The 16,409-nt window shown below is 64.9% G+C and carries 18 protein-coding genes; 11 read left to right on the forward strand and 7 right to left on the reverse strand.

Going from position 1 to position 16,409, the window contains the following annotated elements:
* Positions 1-75 precede the first annotated feature (75 nt).
* The 3 genes from GDR53_RS14375 to GDR53_RS14385 all read left to right on the forward strand — a co-directional run bounded on the left by GDR53_RS14375 (position 76) and on the right by GDR53_RS14385 (position 2,901).
* Positions 76-618, forward strand: a complete 543-nt coding sequence (locus GDR53_RS14375; RefSeq protein ID WP_232846634.1) for a GFA family protein — start codon at positions 76-78, stop codon at positions 616-618.
* Between the two features lie 180 nt (positions 619-798).
* Positions 799-1,707: a tyrosine-type recombinase/integrase gene (locus GDR53_RS14380; protein WP_193334752.1), complete on the forward strand. Its 909-nt coding sequence runs from the start codon at positions 799-801 to the stop codon at positions 1,705-1,707.
* Between the two features lie 3 nt (positions 1,708-1,710).
* Positions 1,711-2,901 carry an IS91 family transposase gene (locus GDR53_RS14385; RefSeq protein WP_193334753.1) on the forward strand — a complete coding sequence of 397 codons (1,191 nt, stop codon included), beginning with the start codon at positions 1,711-1,713 and terminating at the stop codon, positions 2,899-2,901.
* 364 nt (positions 2,902-3,265) lie between these two features.
* On the opposite strand, the gene GDR53_RS14390 is transcribed toward GDR53_RS14385, so the two are convergent.
* Together GDR53_RS14390 and GDR53_RS14395 are read right to left on the reverse strand one after the other, a co-directional pair.
* Entirely contained in the window at positions 3,266-3,841 is a 576-nt protein-coding gene (locus GDR53_RS14390) for a DUF1349 domain-containing protein (RefSeq protein ID WP_193335152.1), read from the reverse strand.
* A gap of 119 nt (positions 3,842-3,960) precedes the next feature.
* Positions 3,961-4,680, reverse strand: coding sequence for an SDR family NAD(P)-dependent oxidoreductase (locus GDR53_RS14395; RefSeq protein WP_193335153.1), 720 nt, complete (start codon positions 4,678-4,680; stop codon positions 3,961-3,963).
* Between the two features lie 155 nt (positions 4,681-4,835).
* Here GDR53_RS14395 and GDR53_RS14400 point away from each other — a divergent pair, with 155 nt between their 5' ends.
* Positions 4,836-5,162, forward strand: a complete 327-nt coding sequence (locus GDR53_RS14400; protein WP_332872446.1) for a winged helix-turn-helix transcriptional regulator — start codon at positions 4,836-4,838, stop codon at positions 5,160-5,162.
* Positions 5,163-5,625: 463 nt separating this feature from the next.
* Positions 5,626-6,093: an SH3 domain-containing protein gene (locus tag GDR53_RS14405; RefSeq protein ID WP_193335155.1), complete on the forward strand. Its 468-nt coding sequence runs from the start codon at positions 5,626-5,628 to the stop codon at positions 6,091-6,093.
* Positions 6,094-6,147: 54 nt separating this feature from the next.
* Here the strand turns inward: GDR53_RS14405 and GDR53_RS14410 are convergent, their stop codons facing one another.
* Positions 6,148-7,845, reverse strand: a complete 1,698-nt coding sequence (locus GDR53_RS14410; RefSeq protein WP_232846635.1) for a heavy metal translocating P-type ATPase — start codon at positions 7,843-7,845, stop codon at positions 6,148-6,150.
* 239 nt (positions 7,846-8,084) lie between these two features.
* A complete protein-coding gene (locus tag GDR53_RS14415; RefSeq protein WP_193335156.1) occupies positions 8,085-8,432 on the reverse strand; it encodes a YciI family protein in 348 nt (115 codons plus the stop codon).
* A gap of 302 nt (positions 8,433-8,734) precedes the next feature.
* On the opposite strand from GDR53_RS14415, the gene GDR53_RS14420 reads away from it, so the two are divergent.
* The 4 genes from GDR53_RS14420 (at position 8,735) to GDR53_RS14435 (ending at position 12,243) form a co-directional block, all read left to right on the forward strand.
* Positions 8,735-9,103, forward strand: a complete 369-nt coding sequence (locus GDR53_RS14420) for a response regulator (RefSeq protein WP_193335157.1) — start codon at positions 8,735-8,737, stop codon at positions 9,101-9,103.
* 139 nt (positions 9,104-9,242) lie between these two features.
* Positions 9,243-10,763, forward strand: coding sequence for a sensor histidine kinase (locus GDR53_RS14425; RefSeq protein WP_193335158.1), 1,521 nt, complete (start codon positions 9,243-9,245; stop codon positions 10,761-10,763).
* Positions 10,760-11,206 (forward strand): response regulator, encoded by a 447-nt coding sequence (locus tag GDR53_RS14430; protein ID WP_193335159.1) that lies wholly within the window; start codon positions 10,760-10,762, stop codon positions 11,204-11,206. The genes GDR53_RS14425 and GDR53_RS14430 overlap by 4 nt, the downstream gene beginning before the upstream one ends.
* Before the next feature lie 2 nt (positions 11,207-11,208).
* Positions 11,209-12,243 (forward strand): histidine kinase dimerization/phosphoacceptor domain -containing protein, encoded by a 1,035-nt coding sequence (locus tag GDR53_RS14435; RefSeq protein WP_193335160.1) that lies wholly within the window; start codon positions 11,209-11,211, stop codon positions 12,241-12,243.
* On the opposite strand, the gene GDR53_RS14440 is transcribed toward GDR53_RS14435, so the two are convergent.
* Both GDR53_RS14440 and GDR53_RS14445 read right to left on the reverse strand, forming a co-directional pair.
* Positions 12,240-13,304: an FUSC family protein gene (locus GDR53_RS14440; protein ID WP_193335161.1), complete on the reverse strand. Its 1,065-nt coding sequence runs from the start codon at positions 13,302-13,304 to the stop codon at positions 12,240-12,242. The two genes, GDR53_RS14435 and GDR53_RS14440, sit on opposite strands and share 4 nt — an antisense overlap.
* Before the next feature lie 10 nt (positions 13,305-13,314).
* On the reverse strand, positions 13,315-14,496 hold the full coding sequence (locus tag GDR53_RS14445) for an HlyD family secretion protein (protein ID WP_193335162.1): 1,182 nt from the start codon (positions 14,494-14,496) through the stop codon (positions 13,315-13,317).
* 112 nt (positions 14,497-14,608) lie between these two features.
* Here GDR53_RS14445 and GDR53_RS14450 point away from each other — a divergent pair, with 112 nt between their 5' ends.
* Positions 14,609-15,073, forward strand: a complete 465-nt coding sequence (locus GDR53_RS14450; protein WP_193335163.1) for a MarR family winged helix-turn-helix transcriptional regulator — start codon at positions 14,609-14,611, stop codon at positions 15,071-15,073.
* 204 nt (positions 15,074-15,277) lie between these two features.
* Complete coding sequence (locus GDR53_RS14455; RefSeq protein WP_137152574.1) at positions 15,278-15,490, forward strand: cold-shock protein; 213 nt, start codon at positions 15,278-15,280, stop codon at positions 15,488-15,490.
* A gap of 175 nt (positions 15,491-15,665) precedes the next feature.
* Here GDR53_RS14455 and GDR53_RS14460 read toward each other — a convergent pair whose 3' ends face one another.
* Positions 15,666-16,319 (reverse strand): SH3 domain-containing protein, encoded by a 654-nt coding sequence (locus GDR53_RS14460; protein ID WP_193335164.1) that lies wholly within the window; start codon positions 16,317-16,319, stop codon positions 15,666-15,668.
* Positions 16,320-16,409 lie beyond the last annotated feature (90 nt).

Here is a 16,409-nt window from a genome sequence, read left to right on the forward strand (position 1 = left end):
GGAGGAGGCTGTCGAAATCGGACCGGGTCGCGCGTTGTGACGGTATAGGGATGTAGGCCACTGGAGGAAATGCGGATGAGCGTGACGACACTGGGATGCCGCTGCGGAACGGTGCGGTTGGAGCTCGATGGGTCACCCATCGTGGTGGCACAGTGCCACTGCAATTCCTGTCGAGAAGGGGCGCGGCGCCTGGCGCATCTGCCGGGGGCGCCGGTGGTGACCGGGGCGCAGGACGGCGTGGATTATGTGCTCTATCGCAAGGATCGCCTGCGCATCACCAGGGGGCGCGAGATGCTGCGGCATTTCCGGCTGGGATCCAATAGGAAGACGCGGCGGGTCATTGCCAGCTGTTGCAACAGTCCGGTGCTGGTCGAATTCGACGGCGGCCACTGGGCCAGTCTTTATGGCAGCCTGTGGCCGGCGGGCACGCTGCCCGCGCTGGACCTACACACCATGACCGGCGATCGCGTGGACACCACGCCGCTTGATGACGGCGTCCCGGCGGGACGCTGGGCGACGACAAAATTCTTTGCCACGCTGCTGGGCGCCTGGATCGCCATGGGGTTTCGCCAGCCGGCACTGGCGGCGGAAACGCCGGAGATCGTGCTGGAGGGGTGAGGGGCGCGGCGGGGTTGCCGTTCGATCTGGGCTAACGGCCGGCTTGGGGTGGGAGAACGAACCCGCTGGCGCGGGAGGGTGGCCGCTGTGGGATGGTGGCGGGCCCTGAAGTCCTCGCCTGATTGAGCATCCCCGCATTCAGGCGTTCCATTCGGCTCCTTCATTTCCAGGAGCCCAACGATGTCCACGATCCTTCCCAACACCTCTGTCAGTCCACTGCGCCAGAAGCTGATCGACGATATGACCATGCGGCATTTCTCGGTGGCGACCCAGCGCAACTACATCCGCGATGTGGGGGGCTTCGCCAGTTTCCTGCGGCGGCCGCCGGATACCGCGACCACCGAGGATGTGCGCCAGTTCCAGCTGGCCCAGAGCGAGGCCGGCGTTCCGGTGCCCACCATGAACAGCGTGGTCTCGGCGCTGCGGTTTTTCTTCGCCAATACCCTCGACCGACCCGATCTGGCGCGCAAGCTGGTGCGGGCAAGACACCCCCGCAACCTGCCGGTGGTGTTGAGCCGCGACGAGGTCGCGCGTCTGCTCAACGCGACCACCAGCCTCAAGCACCAGGCGGCGCTGTCGGTTGCCTATGGCGCAGGATTGCGCGTCGGCGAAGTCGCCATGCTCAAGGTGCGCGATATCGACAGCGCGCGCATGCTGATCCGCGTCGAGCGCGGCAAGGGCGGGCGATACCGCAATGCCATGCTCTCGCCCGACCTGCTCACCCTGTTGCGCCAGTGGTGGCAGGATGGCCATCGCCAGGGTGTGCTGCATCGCGACGGCTGGCTGTTTCCCGGCCAGCATGCCCTCAAGCCGATCAGTACCAGGCAGCTCTATCGTGTCGTGGTCGAAGCGGCCCAGGCGGCCGAGATCACGAGGCGCGTCGGGCCGCATACCCTGCGGCACAGCTTTGCTACCCATCTGCTGGAGGACGGCGTCGATATCCGCGTGATCCAGGTGCTGCTCGGGCACAGCAAGCTCGAGACGACAGCACTCTATACCAAGGTGGCAACCCGCACGGTGCGGTCCGTCACCAGTCCGCTCGACCGTCTGGGCATCTTCGTTCCAACTGAGGCGCCGCCCGACGCCTGAGCGGTGCGCGCCATCATCGAGGTCGCCGATGTCTTCCGTTCGGCCGGTCCAGCCTACCGGCTCGCCCATGCCGGGCATCTGAGCCTGGACCAACTCAAGGTCATGTCGGCGATCGAGACCTGTCGCACCGCTGCCCTGGGCGGTCACGTTGAGGCCTGCACTGACTGCGGGCATCAGCGCATCGCCTATAACTCTTGCCGCAACCGGCACTGTCCCCGGTGCCAGGGCGCTGCCGCACGCACCTGGCTGGAGCAGCGCGAGGCTGACCTGCTGCCGGTCGGCTATTTCCACGTCGTGTTCACGCTGCCCGCCGAGATCGCCGATATCGCCTTCCACAACAAGGCGCAGGTCTATGACCGGCTGTTCAAGGCGGCGTCCGAGACCATGCTGACGATCGCCGCCGACCCAAAACACCTTGGCGCCCGCATCGGCATCACCGCTGTACTGCACAGCTGGGGCTCGGCAATGACCCACCATCCGCACATCCACATGATCGTGCCCGGTGGCGGCATCACGCCGGATGGAGGTTGGATATCATCGCGGCCGGCCTTCCTGCTGCCGGTGAGGGTGCTCGGCGCATTGTTCCGCCGCCTGTTCCTGACCCGGCTGCTCGAACTGCACGATGCTGGCCGGCTCACCTTCTACGGCAAGATGGCAGAGCTCAGCGATCGCCGTGCCTTCCAGCGTCACCTCGCGCCGGCCCGCAAGAAGCGCTGGGTGGTTTACGCCAAGCCGCCCTTTGCCGGGCCAGAGGCGGTGCTCGCCTATCTCTCCCGCTACACCCACCGGGTGGCGATCTCCAACAACCGCCTCATCGCCTTCGATGGGACTGCGGTGACCTTCCGCTACAAGGACTATCGCCGCACCGGCGCCGACCGGCAGCAGGTCATGACCCTGGCCGTCGACGAGTTCATCCGCCGCTTCCTGGTCCACGTCCTGCCACGCGGCTTCCACCGCATCCGGCACTACGGTCTGCTCGCCAGCTCCGCCCGTAAGGACTGCCTTGCCCAGGCCCGCAGTCTGCTCGAGGTCGCACCGGCGCCGGAGGACGCCGCGGTAACTCAGGAGACTGCCGATCCGCGGCCACCATGCCCGTGCTGTGGCGGCACTATGGTCATCATCGAGACCTTCGCCCGAGGCTGCAGGCCCCGCGCGCCGCCTGCAGCGACAGCCAAACCGGGAGAACGCCCATGACCCGGCATGATCCAATATCGGCCCAGACTGCGATGCCACCGTCGCGGCCTGCTGGAGATCTTGCCCCGCTCAATGGCCGGGCCATCATGGCACCCGCTATGGACCACATCTGCCGCCGCAAGCGCCCCTGCATCAGCCTCTTCATCGACCCGTTCGCCCCGGCCGTATCGCCTCCCGCACGCGCTCAGGGCCGTTCCCAAGCCGGCCAAATCCAGAATTACCCATAGCGCTGAGCCTGCGGATCGCGGGTTCGGTCATCCCAGACTTTCGGGCGCCTATCGGCAGCCGAAACTCTTCAGGGATGCAGACTGTCTGCTTTTCAGCATCAAACCCAGCAAGCAGACCCGCCAACAGGGCTTGCTTATCAGGTTAGATCATGAAGCGCTTTACCATTGGGCGGGCCGATCTCGAAATTCGAGAACGTTACATTCAGTCCACTCCGCTCCGGCGTGCAGAGCATGGGGCCTACAAAGTAGGTGGGCGCGATTGGAAATGGACACAGCCGTAACAATGGCCAGCGGAAACCGTCTGTCGACGATTGCAGACGCAGTATTCCCGCTTGCACCGTGACGCGCAAATAGAAATCTGAAGGGTCGGACGCATAGACCGACGTGGACCAGTCCGACTGATCAACAGTCAGGACACTCCCCACGCACGCGGCGCCATCTGAAAGCTCGATCCCTGCTTTGATCCAATTATTTTCGTCGATACGGACCATGATGCCGGCTTGGTCGTAAAGCTCCTCATAGCGCCCCTGAACGCGCAAGGACGCCGTGAAGTCTCCCTCCCATGCCCGGCCAAAGAAGTGTCCGCTATCGCGGGTAAACCCGTAGTAGGTGTCCCGCCAAAAGTCCGTCTTCTCGTCAGAGCGCACTGTCAACGCCCCTCCGTTGACAGACCACTCGCTGGGCTCGTTGTGCCAAATGCATGAACCGAACATGACAGCTCCTTTTCTCCAGTGTGCCTACACTCAGCTCATGAAGGGCTTAAGTTCAGCCGTTCTTAACGCAATATCGTTGAACGGCTGAATTTATGTGCGGCTGTCCGTTTAGGACCAGCTCACTGATGCAGCGGCGGGAGTATAGACTCGGTACGATTGCGCGCGCTCGCCATGTCCCACACCTCGTCAGCAAGCATGTCAGGATCGATGACGGGGAAAGAATCCAGGACCATTCCAGCCGCCAAGGCCGCCGCCATTCCTGCCGAATTGTTGATCATTGCACCCACATGGAGCATCCCCGCAAAAACACCGTCGGCCCGAACTTCTTCATGCAGCGTCATGATGTAGTTGCGGGTAGCCGCCATGGCGGGGCCGGGACCGCTCATTCCTGCCACCGGCAAGACGGCGGACAGCCCATCCGCCACAATGAAGGCTCCATCGCCGCGTGATCGCATACCGGGCATCAATGCACGAGCCAATTCGATTGGCGCCCATGTCAGCACGGGCGAGATCGACTGCAGATAGCTCGCCTCCAGATCAACGGCCGGAACGAAATAGGCGGTGCTTGAAATGGGGGAGAAAAGAGCAGCATCAATCGAGCCGAGCTGCGCTTCGATTGCCTGCACGAGAGACGGGATGGCGGCAAGGTCTGTCAGATCGGCGGGGAAGGTGTAGGCTTCAATCCCCTGCTCCGCCAGTCTTCCCTTGAGCAGATCGAGGCCGGTCGGACCGCGGGCGATCAGGGCGACCTTGTAGCCTTCCCGACCAAATCGGACTGCGACGGATGCACCCAATCCCGTGCCAGCTCCGAATATTGCGATAGTCTTTTGATCAGTCATCAGGACGCTCCAGGGGTGGTATGTTTTCCTGACCACCTATGTGTGCTATCGCGGTTGGAGCACAAGAACGCAGAAATTTATGGCCTAGTCAGATGATTGTACCTACCCCTCCAGATCAGCCCGGCACCTTCCCAGCATGCCAGCAGGTGAACCAGATGCTCGGGCGTATGGGTGACAAGTGGACGATCATGACCATTACGATGCTGGTTCAGCAGCCCAGACGTTTCAACGAACTCAAACGCATGATCGGCGGTATTTCCCAGCAGATGCTGACTCGGACACTGAGATCACTGGAGGGCGATGGACTGGTCTCGCGAAAAGTCCATCCGAGTGTCCCACCTCAGGTTGAATATAGCCTGATCCCGCTGGGCCAGTCGCTGGCGCAGCCGCTGATTGCACTATCGACGTGGGTTCTGGAGAATATGGGAGCGATTCAAAGCCATCGCGAGCTGATCGGTACGACGCCTGTAAACGGCCTTTAGCGGCAAGATTTGAATGCTCTCCAAACCGCACGAACGACGGTCTCATCTGAGCAGCACCGAGGGTCAGTCGAGCCAATCGTCCGATCCTCAGGCTGGGCCACCCACATAGCAATGGCAGCTTTCAAGCATCATCAAAGTCGGCTCGAACGGCAGGGTTGGGGTCGTTTGCGGTCGCTAGCGCGGGCCGCATTGCAGGCACGCGCAGCGGCAGAATAGGCCGGTGCGGCACAGGCATCGCGCGTGTGGCTCCCCCCTCCACCGTCCCGGATCAAGTCCGGGACGGTCCCGCCATTCGACCATCGGTCTCATGGCATTCTCCCCTCCAATCGCTCCACCTGAGCGAAATGGCCTGCGGCTGGCCCGAGAGACCGCTGAACATCCGGTTCATGTCCGGTTCAGGGCGGGGGGCGCTATCTGGGGGCAACGGGGTCAGATGACCTGCAAAGCCTTCAGGAGACCAGTGATGAACCTACAGAAGAAAATGATCTCGATCGCCTTGGCCGGCACCGTGCTGCTCGGCATGGCCGGTGCCGCCATGGCGGCGCAGGCGGTGGCGACGGGCAATGTCAATGTGCGCTCGGGTCCGGGCACCGGCTATGGCGCCATCGATGTGCTGGCGCGCGGCCAGGTGGTCGATGTGACGAGCTGCCGCGGCAGCTGGTGCTTTGTGGAAAAGCCCGGCCCCGACGGCTGGGTGTCGTCGAGCTATCTGGGCGGCGTGAGCTCGAGCCCGTCCTATTCGAGCAAGCCTTCGGTCGGTTTCTCGTTCAGCTTCGGCAATGTGCCCGCGCCATCGCGCCCGGCGCCGCGCCCCAGCTATGGCTGGGACCATCATGACGGCCGTGGCGGCTGGGATCGCTATGACGACCGCGGCGGTCGCGGCGACTGGGACCGCTACGATCGGGACGATCGCGACGGCTGGTACCGTTAGGCTCCAGCACGACAAAGAGGCGCCGCCCGGGAAACCGGGCGGCGTTTTGCTGCTCTAGCGCAGCGCCCGGAGCGCATTGAGGATGACGGCGACGTCGATGGCTTCCTGCAGCAGGGCGCCCTGGACGGGCGGCAGGTAGCCCAAGGCGGCGGCGAGCATGGCGGCCAGTGACAGGCCGAGGCCGACAAAGACGCTTTGCAGGGCAATGGTGCGGGTGCGCTTGGCGATGACGATGGCCTTGGCCAGCGGCGCCAGGGCATCGACGAGCAGCACGACGCCGGCGGCCTCCGAGGAGGCGGCGGCGCCGCGAGCGCCCATGGCGACGCCGATATCGGCGGCGGCCAGAGCGGGGGCGTCGTTGACGCCATCGCCGACCATCATGACGAGGCCAGTGGCGGATTTTTCGAGGGTCAGCAGAGCCAGCTTGTCGGCGGGCTTGAGATCGCCCAGTGAAGTATCGACACCCAGCTCGGTGCCAATGGCCTGGGCGATGTCGGCGCGGTCGCCCGAAGCCAGCACGATGCGGCGTATGCCGGCGGCGCGGAGGGCGGCCAGCGAGGCCACGGCATCGGGGCGGATGGCATCCTGCAGCAGGATCAGGCCCCAGGGGCGGCCCTCGATGGCCACGGCAACGGTCATGGCGGCGATGGGCAGGCCTTCGGCCAGGGTGGCAAAGCTGCCCGCGGTGAGCTGGGTGGTGACATAATCGAGGCCGCCGACGGCCGTGAGCCGGCCATCGACCTGACCATGGAGGCCCTCGCCGGCCTGTTCGACGGTGGCGCTGGGCGTGGAGAGGATCACCGCGCGGGCACTGGCGGCCTGGATCAGCGCGGCGGCGACGCTGTGGCCACTGGCCTGATCGAGGCTGGCGGCGCGATAGAGCACGTCATCTTCGGTCACGCCGGGGACGGCGCGGATGGCGGTGACGGCGGGCAGGCCGGCGGTGAGCGTGCCGGTCTTGTCGAGAATGGCGGTATCGACGCGGGCGAGGGCCTCGAGCATGCCGCCATGCTTGACCAGCACGCCCATGCGGGCGGTGCGCGAGAGGCCGGAAATGATGGCGACGGGCACGGCCAGGATCAGTGGGCAGGGGGTGGCGACAACCAGCACGGCCAGAGCGCGCAGCGGGTCCTGGCTGAGGATCCAGGCGGCGCCGGCCAGCAGCACGGTGAGGACCAGGAAGCCCATGGCATAGCGATCGGCCAGCCGGGCCATGGGCGCCTTGCTCGATTGAGCCGCCTCGACGAGGCGAACAATGCCGGCATAGGTGCTCTCGGCAGCGGGGCGGGTGACGAGCAGATCGACGGGGTCGCCGGTCAGGGTGGCGCCGCTCAGCGCCTCGGCGCCGGGCAGCAGGTGGACGGGGATGGATTCCCCGGTCAGGGCCGACATGTCGAGCTCGGCGCGGCTGCCGGCAATGGTGCCATCGACGGGCAGGACTTCGCCATGGCGGATGAGCAGGCGATCGCCGGGCAGGATGGAATCGATGGGGACTTCCTCAAGGCTGCTGCCGGCATAGCGCATGGCGGTATGGGCGACGCGGCCGAGCAGGGCGGTCATTTCCTGGCGGGCACGGCCGGCAGCGAAGGTTTCGAGCAATTGCCCGCCGGCATACATCAGGGCCACGACATTGCCGGCCAGCGGCTCGCCAAAGCCAAGCGCCGCTGACATCGAGAGCGCGGCGACGATATCGAGGCCGACATCGCCGCGGCGCAAGGCCGTGACGATCTGGAGCAGCAGGCCGGCCAGCACCGGGGCGGTGCCCAGGGTCCAGGCAGAGCCGGCGCCGGACAGACCGGCAAAATGCAGCCCGGTGCCGGCAGCCAGGCCGAACAGAGCGATGGCAAAGAGGATGGCGTCATGGTGACGCTGCAGCAGGGTGGTCAGGGCAGAAATGGCCAGTCTCCGGTAGCGTGTCGAGACACGGGCACGAAGTCTAGCACAGCTTGGTCCGACACCATGTGACGTAGATCAACTGGCGGGCCGGCGGGCTAGAAGGTCATGACCGGGCGCACCTCGACGGCGCCGAGCGTGGCCATGGGAATGTTGCGGGCAATCTCCATGGCAGCATCGGCATCGGCGACATCGACGAGGATGAAGCCGGCCAGCACTTCCTTGGATTCGGCATAGGGGCCGTCGGTGATGATGGGCTGGCCCTTGCGGACCCGCACCGTGCGCGCGGCGTGGCGGCCCACCAGGGCTTCGGCGGCAACGAATACGCCACGCTCCATCAGCGACTGATCATAGGCCCAGGACAGTTTGCCGAGGGCGGCCCAATCGGCCTCGGTTTGGCTGGCGGCGAGGTCGTCGTCGACGATGACGGTACAGAGAAATTTCATGGCTCTATCCTTGCGAAAAGGTCAATGCGGCGATGCTGCCGGGATCTGCGCCGTGCAGCTCCACTGGCGCGACGCGGGAGCGGCGGGGGTTTCGACAAACCGGCAGACTAATTGTGATGGCGGCAGGCAGGAAGGCGAGACGCCCGGCAAAAGGGGGGGGTCCGGGGGATGTTTCGCGCCTCGCGGTGAAATAATTTGAGAAACCGCAGCTATTTCGCGAAAGTGACGGATCAATATCCCGTCCCAGCTGTTTCTGTGCCACGGGTCAGCCGGATATCAACGAACAGGGAAGTGGCATCGTCATGAAGCACAAGACAGTCGTTCTCGTGGTCGAAGACGAAGCGTTGGTGCGCATGGATGTCGTCAGCCAGCTGGAGGACGAGGGTTTCGTCGTGCTGGAGGCCGAAAATGCCGATATGGCCATCCCGATCCTCGAAGCCAATCGGAATATATCGATCCTGTTCACCGATATCGACATGCCCGGCTCGATGGATGGCCTCAAGCTCTGCGCCGCTGTGCGCGATCGCTGGCCACCGGTCAAGATCGTGGTGACGTCGGGCCATCGCGTGGTGGAAATCACCGACATGCCCGATGGCAGCGTATTCCACGCCAAGCCCTATCGCCATCGCGATGTCATCGCCTCCTTCCGCGAGCTGACTGCCCTCAGCTGAGGCGGCTGCGCGGCCCGGCGCCGTGCTGACCTAGGTGCGATAAAGCACCATGATCACTTATCTATCGTGGCGACATCGGATCGATGTTGATCCGGTCCCGGGTTTGCGGCATGAACTTCGTTCAAGCCGGAGTCTGTCCTTGCCCATTTCATCGTCTGCCTTCGTCCGCGCCACCACGCTGCTGCTGCTCGTCGGCTTTCTGGCGCTTGCCGGCATTCTGGGCACGACGATCTGGCTGGTCGAACGCAGCCAGGTCTATTTCAACGAAGTGGTCGAGGCTCGCGATGCCCGCACCACCACGGTTGACCTGCGCACGGCGCTGCAGGACGCCGAAACCGGGCAGCGCGGCTTCATCATTACCGGGGAGGAGAGCTATCTCGAGCCCTATCAGGCCGCCTCAGACACCATCGAGGCGCGGCTCGCCGATCTGGAGCGGGTGCTGCTGCCCTATCCGCAGGCGGCCGAGCCGATGGCCAAGCTGCGCGAGGATATCGCGCTCAAGCTCGCCGAAATGGCCCAGACCATCGACCTGATGCGGGCGGGCCAGCGCGAGGCGGCGACCGACGTGGTGCAGACCGATGCGGGCAAGGCGGCAATGGACCGCTCACGCGTCTTCTTCGATGCGCTGATCCGCGCAGCGGACGAGCGCCTGACCACGGGCGTGGCCGACCAGCGCGCCGCGACGACGGCGCTGCGCTGGGTGACGGTGATCGGCGCCTTCGTGATTTTCGTCGTGGTGGGCGGGGCCGCCTGGACGGTGGTAACCTATACGCGCGAAATCGCGGCGGCGCGGCGCGAGATCGAGGCGGCCAAGGAGACCCTTGAGGAGCGGGTGATAGAGCGCACCTCGGACCTGGGGCGGGCGAACGAGGAAATTCAGCGCTTTGCCTATATCGTCACGCATGACCTGCGGGCGCCGCTGGTCAATATCATGGGCTTTACCAGCGAGCTGGAAACCAATGTGGCGCTGCTGTCGGCCTATATGAGCAGCGCCGGTGACGGCACGCCTGACAGCGGCAGCAAGAGCAGCACGGCCCCTAGCTTTGACGAGGCGCGGATAGCGGCCACCGAAGACCTGCCCGAAGCCATCGGTTTCATCCGCGCGGCGACGCGCAAGATGGACGGGCTGATCAATGCCATTCTCAAGATTTCCCGCGAGGGCAGGCGGCAGCTCAAGCCCGAGAGCCTGGACCTGCCCGAACTGATCGGCGCCAGTGCCGATGCCATCCACCACCAGGTGGCCGACAATGGCGGACTGATCAGTGCCGACATCGGCGTGCCGCATATCGTGTCGGACAAGCTGTCGCTGGAGCAGGTGCTGGGCAATCTGCTCGACAATGCCGTCAAGTACCGCCATGCCGAACGGCCGCTCGAGGTCTCGATCACTGCCAGCCACGTGCCGGGCAACCGGGTCAAGATCGCGGTCAAGGATAATGGCCGCGGCATTGCCAATACCGACCATGAGCGGGTGTTCGAGCTGTTCCGGCGCTCGGGCGTGCAGAGCCAGCCGGGCGAGGGCATCGGGCTGGCGCATGTGCGCACCATGGTGCGCAGCCTGGGCGGTGATATTACACTGGCGTCCGAACTGGGCACCGGCACGACATTTTTCATCGATCTGCCGCGCGATTTGCGCAGCCATCTTGGGAGCCAAGGCAAATGAGCAATGACGGCAAGCCCGTAACCATCATCATGATCGAGGACGACGAGGGCCATGCCCGCCTGATCGAAAAGAACATCAGGCGCGCGGGCGTCTCCAACCAGATCATTCCGTTTACCGACGGCACCTCGGCGCTGGAATTCCTGATGGGGCCGGATGGCACCGGCGCGGCCAACAAGGGGCGGCAGCTGCTGGTGCTGCTCGACCTCAACCTGCCCGACATGACCGGGGTGGATATCCTGGAAAAGGTCAAGGGCAACGAGCATACGCGGCGCTCGCCGGTCGTGGTGCTGACCACGACGGACGATCAGCGCGAGATCCAGCGCTGCTACGACTTGGGCGCCAATGTCTATATCACCAAGCCGGTGGATTATGAGGGCTTTGCCAATGCCATCCGCCAGCTCGGCCTGTTCTTTGCCGTGATGCAAGTGCCAGAAACCGAATAGGCATGCCCAACCGCACCCCGAACATTCTTTATGTCGATGACGACCCGGGCCTGGCACGACTGGTGCAGAAGGCGCTGGAGCGGCATGGCCACACATTCGAACATGTGACGTCGGGCGAGGCGGGGCTGCAGCGCATTGCCGAGGGCGGCGTCGACGTGGTGGTGCTCGACCATTACCTGCCCACGGGGACGGGACTGGACGTGCTGGCGCAGCTGATCGGCCTGCCGGACAAGCCCGCCGTGGTCTATGTGACCGGCTCGGTGGAGACGGCGGTGGCCATAGCGGCGCTCAAGGCCGGGGCCACCGACTATGTACACAAGACGGTGGACGAGGATTTCCTGCACCTGCTGATCTCGGCGGTGGACCATGCCGTGGCGCTGATGAGCCTCAACCGCGCCAAGATGCAGGCGGAACGCGACATGCGCGACGCGCGCGAGCGCGCCGAAATGCTGCTCGGCGAGGTCAATCACCGGGTCGCCAATAGCCTCGCCATGGTGGCGTCGCTGGTCGGGCTGCAGGCCAATGCCATCGCCAATGAGGAAGCCAAGGGCGCACTGCGGGAAACCCAGGCGCGCATCCAGGCCATCGCCGGCGTGCACCGGCATCTTTATACCTCCGACGATGTGCGCATGGTGCAGCTGGACGAATATCTGCGCAGCCTGGCGGCAGAGCTTGAAACCACGATGCGGGCCAGCGGCGGCGCGACGCAGATCAGCCTGAGCATTGCGCCGCTGAACCTGCCCACCGAGAAGGCGGCGACGCTGGGCGTCATTGTCACCGAACTGGTGACCAATGCGCTCAAATACGCCTATGCGCCGAGCTATCCGGGCGAGGTGCGCATCGCCATGCAGGCCGGCGATAGCGAATATGCGCTGACCGTCGAGGATGACGGCGTGGGCTATGACGGCACCGGGGCGCCACAGGGTACCGGACTGGGCAGCCGGCTGGTCAAGGCGATGGCGGCCGGGCTGGGCGGCAAGGTGGCCTATGACCGGCTGCCGCAGGGCACGCGGGCGACATTGTCCTTTCCGCTCTAAGCCAGCGCGCCAGGCTCCTGGCCAAGCGGCTGGCCGGCCACCGGCAGGGCGCGGCGCCGGCGCGGCGCCAGGATGAACGCCTCGAGCAAAGCCAGCAGGCAGAGCGCCATCAGGGCGGCCAGGGTGCTCAGGACCACGCGCTGCAGCACGATCTCGATGGTGTCGCGATTGGTGAAGCTGGACATGACGATGATGGCGGTGACCGAACAGGCGAACTGATAGGTCACGGCCGAGCGGGCGCCGTCGAACATCTTGGCGGTGAAGTAGAGCGTGACCAGGGTCATGGCGGCGACCAGAAGCTGCCAGTGCGGCATGAGGCGATAGGCCAGCAGGATCAGCATGGCGACAGCGGCGCCGATCACGGTGGCCGACAGGCGCTCGATGACTTCGCGGCGGCGCATGGCATGGTCGGACTGCCCGAGCACATAGGCCACCATGATGGGCATGATGATCAGATTGGTGTCGGCCGCCGCGCAGCAATAGAGCAGGACCGGCGCAAAGATCGCGCTGCGCAGCGCCAGATCGAGTAGGGGCTTTTTGGGCTGGTGCGGGTCGCTGCGCGGGATGTGGATGCGCCTGGTTGCCGGGGGCAAGACCAGATTGAGCACGATGATGAGGACGGTGAGCATGACGCCGGTCATGGCCATGCTGTCGCGCATGGCAATGAGCGACTGATCGGAGGTGACGGCGGCAATCGAGAGCATGGTGGGAATGACGATGACCACGACGCCGGCCGGTCCGGCGCGAAACAGCATCAGCGCGAGGCCCGCAGCGCAGAGGGCCATGAACAGGGCGGTGAACAGCAGGGGCTCACCTAGCGTAGCGGTGGCCAGATAGCTGACAAGCCAGGCCAGGAGCGGAATGATCAGGGGCACCATGGCCCGGCGGAGATCAAAGGCGCCGCGCTGGCCCGACAGCAAAGCCAGGGCAAAGGCGGCCGGCAGCATCGGCACGGTAATGCCCAAGGGCTCTGCCAGCACCACGGCCAGGCCCATGCCGAGCGCGGTGCGGACGGCGAACCAGGGGTCTTCGGCGCGGTCTACCTTGGTGAGCTGTTCCATGACCCTGCCCTCAGTTGAGGCCAGCGAGCCAGGATTTGACCTGCATCAGACCGCTGGCAATGGCGGGGACGAGCCCTTCGGTGCCATTGGCGAAAATGGTAATGCTGGCCTCCGAGCCGAGGCGCAGATTGGCGGGCAAGGCGGCATCGTCGAGAACGACGCGCACCGGAATCTTGCGGGCAGGGGGAAACCAGCGGGTATCGGTGCTCGATTGCGCCAGACCGCCGACGCTGTTGCGGCCGCTGCTGATGCCCCAGGCAATGCTTTCGACCGTGCCGGGGAAGACGCGGCCCGGCGCGGCCTCGAAGATGACCTGAACGGCATCGCCCGGCGCGACATCGACCAGCTGGTTTTCCCGGAAGTCGCCGATCAGTGCCCGTGTGGCAGGATCGATGAAGGTCATGGCGGCCTGGCCGGCGGTGGCGAACTGGCCGGTGGCGAGGGAGAGGTTGGTGATATAGCCGTCCACCGGCGCCAGGACCGTGGTGTTGTCCAGCGCGAAGCGGGCCTTTTCGACGGCGGCGGCGGCGCTGCGCAATTGCGGGTTGGACTCGCCGGCCGGTCCGGCCTGGGCCTGGGCGCGGCCGACATCGGCGCTGGCGGCGGCAATGGCGGCCTGGGCGCTGTCATAATCGGCATTGGCCTGATCGAACTTGGCGCGGGCTATGGTGCCGGTGGCGAAGAGCTCGACGGCGCGGTCGCGGGCCTGGGTGGCGGTGGTGGCCTGCACTCGGGTGCGATCGAGCTGAGCCTGGGCAGCGGCGACGGCCGCTGTGGTGGCGTCAAGGCTCTGCAGGGCCTGATCGCGCTGGGCCTCGGCCAAAGCCAGATCCATCTGGAAGGTGGTGTCATCAATGGTGAACAGGGGCTGGCCGGCCTTGACCTCGGCATTGTCTTCGACGAGCACGGCGCTGACGGGGCCAGCTATGCGCGGGGAAATCTGGGTGACGAGGGCGGTGATGGAGGCGCCGCTGGCAAAAGGCGCCTGGCGATCGGCCAGGGGATACCAGACGGCAAGGCCGAGCAGAATCGCGACGATGACCATGCCCGCCCGGGCCGCTGGGCTGCTGTGCCGCGAGGGGGAGCGGGGCGCATCGGCTTCCGTGGCGACGCTGATGGCGGCATCGGGTTCGCCGGCGGGCGTGGTGGCAATGGGGAAAGGACTGGACGGGGCGGCGGCGGAGAGAGACATGGGGCGCCTGCTGAGGGTTAGTGCGAGCGCCGTATATAGCGGCATTGATATAGCTCTACAATAGAGTTATATGATTTTAGAGTTAAAAGACTGGGCAGCCAGGGAGACGAATGTGAGTGCGCCGCGAAAAGTCGAGACGGATACGGGCGATATGATGCAGCGGCTGCTGCTGGAGGTGCAGCGGTTTGACCGGCAGATCGCCGATCAGATCGGCATCAATTCTACCGATCTGCTGTGCCTGGCCTGGGTGGAGCGGGCCGAGCAGCCGGCGTCGGCCAAGGCCCTGGCGGCCTTTCTGGGCATATCGACGGGATCGACCACGGCGCTGATCGACCGGCTGGAGAAGCGCAAGCTGCTGGCGCGGGCGCCGCATCCCACCGATCGGCGCGGGCTATCGCTGCAGCCGGGTCCGGCAGTAGGGCGACCCGAGATCTTGGCGGTGCGCAGCCAGTATCGGGCATTGATGCAGCAGGCATGGTCGGGATTCAGTGCCGACGAGCTGCTGGTGGTGCAGCGTTTTCTGACCGCGACCATCGTTGCGATGGGTGAACATATTGCCAAGTCAGCGCAGGCTTGAGCCCCGCCACGGATAGAGCCTTGCCAAAGGGGCGGTTTCCTGCGACAACGGCCCTACGTTTTCAGCCTAAGTCGGCTGCCCTGATACCGGTTTTCCGGTCGTGGCTACAGACTCTATCGTGCGAACGTGCTTTCCGGACGGCATGCTGCTGCCGGACAACTGCTCGTCCGCATGCGACACGAGCCTATACTCAGGATACAAAATATGTCCACCATCACCGGTACCGTCAAGTTCTTCAACGCAACCAAGGGCTTCGGCTTTATTTCGCCTGAAGATGGCGGCAAGGATGCTTTCGTGCACGTTTCGGCTGTGCAGCGTTCGGGCCTGCAGGGCCTGTACGAGAACGACAAGGTCACCTACGAGCTCGAGACCGGCCGCGACGGCAAGGTTTCGGCAACGAACCTGACCCTGCTCTAGTCTTTCCAGACTATAGCGAAGGCCACCGTGATGTTGAAAACACGGTGGCCTTTGGCTTGTCCGGCTTTTGCCAGCGCCGCCCTTGTGGGCGGCGTTTGGCGTTTGCGGAGTGCCATGGACAAGAAAAAGGCGCCCACCGGAGTGGACGCCCTTCAGGGAGGAGAGGGTTGACGGCTTAGCGCACGCGGACCGAGACGATGTAGTCGTCAAAGTCACCCAGCGAGGAGGCGCTGGTGGTGTAGGTGCGGCAGTTGCGGTAATTGGCTTCCGAGCAGACCTGGACTTCGAGGCGGCTCGGATTGTCGATCGAGGAAATACGGTCCGTCCAGCTGCGCAGGTCGCGCGTGCTGTCGCCGGAACCCAGGCAGAAGGAGCTGCCGCGATAGCTGGTGCCATCAAAGAAGCAGACTTCGCTCACCGGGGCGATTACCGGCGGACGAGTCGGGCGCACCGGCTGCGGCGTGCCGACGCCGATGCTGACATTGGGGCCATTTCCGCCGCCGATCTGGAAGCCGAAGGAAATACCGGGCTGGGCGGAATTGACCGGGCTGCCGCCGCTGCTCAGATAGCTGGAGGAGACCCAGCCGTCCGGACCATATTTGGACACGTAGCACCAGGACCCCTCACAGCGCTGCACGTCAACCTGCTCACCGGTGCGGGCGGTGCCGACCACGGCATAGTTGGTGCCCGGGCCGGAGCGCACGTTGACATTGGTCGTGACGGTGCCGGGGGCGGCATTGGCAGCCGGCAGGAAGACAACCAGAGCGGTGGCGGCGACGGCAACGCCGGTGGCGATATTGAGCAGCATTTTGCGATTGTAGCGATTCATCGGGTGCCTCCGCATCGCGCCGTGACAGTGCCCGGCAAGTCGGGCAGGTCGGTCAGGCACGACATTATTGATTGCTTCAAGAAACGGGCA

It is taken from the genome of Devosia beringensis (assembly GCF_014926585.1).
Classification (GTDB): domain Bacteria; phylum Pseudomonadota; class Alphaproteobacteria; order Rhizobiales; family Devosiaceae; genus Devosia; species Devosia beringensis.

Excerpts from the sequence above, each read along its gene's own strand:
- GDR53_RS14390 (WP_193335152.1), bottom strand. The coding sequence starts at position 3,841 with ATGTTCGGTTCATGCATTTGGCACAACGAGCCCAGCGAGTGGTCTGTC.
- GDR53_RS14460 (WP_193335164.1), bottom strand. The coding sequence starts at position 16,319 with ATGAATCGCTACAATCGCAAAATGCTGCTCAATATCGCCACCGGCGTT.
- GDR53_RS14445 (WP_193335162.1), bottom strand. The coding sequence starts at position 14,496 with ATGTCTCTCTCCGCCGCCGCCCCGTCCAGTCCTTTCCCCATTGCCACC.
- GDR53_RS14420 (WP_193335157.1), top strand. The coding sequence starts at position 8,735 with ATGAAGCACAAGACAGTCGTTCTCGTGGTCGAAGACGAAGCGTTGGTG.
- GDR53_RS14440 (WP_193335161.1), bottom strand. The coding sequence starts at position 13,304 with ATGGAACAGCTCACCAAGGTAGACCGCGCCGAAGACCCCTGGTTCGCC.
- GDR53_RS14380 (WP_193334752.1), top strand. The coding sequence starts at position 799 with ATGTCCACGATCCTTCCCAACACCTCTGTCAGTCCACTGCGCCAGAAG.
- GDR53_RS14455 (WP_137152574.1), top strand. The coding sequence starts at position 15,278 with ATGTCCACCATCACCGGTACCGTCAAGTTCTTCAACGCAACCAAGGGC.
- GDR53_RS14415 (WP_193335156.1), bottom strand. The coding sequence starts at position 8,432 with ATGAAATTTCTCTGTACCGTCATCGTCGACGACGACCTCGCCGCCAGC.
- GDR53_RS14395 (WP_193335153.1), bottom strand. The coding sequence starts at position 4,680 with ATGACTGATCAAAAGACTATCGCAATATTCGGAGCTGGCACGGGATTG.
- GDR53_RS14430 (WP_193335159.1), top strand. The coding sequence starts at position 10,760 with ATGAGCAATGACGGCAAGCCCGTAACCATCATCATGATCGAGGACGAC.
- GDR53_RS14400 (WP_332872446.1), top strand. The coding sequence starts at position 4,836 with ATGCTCGGGCGTATGGGTGACAAGTGGACGATCATGACCATTACGATG.
- GDR53_RS14405 (WP_193335155.1), top strand. The coding sequence starts at position 5,626 with ATGAACCTACAGAAGAAAATGATCTCGATCGCCTTGGCCGGCACCGTG.
- GDR53_RS14375 (WP_232846634.1), top strand. The coding sequence starts at position 76 with ATGAGCGTGACGACACTGGGATGCCGCTGCGGAACGGTGCGGTTGGAG.
- GDR53_RS14435 (WP_193335160.1), top strand. The coding sequence starts at position 11,209 with ATGCCCAACCGCACCCCGAACATTCTTTATGTCGATGACGACCCGGGC.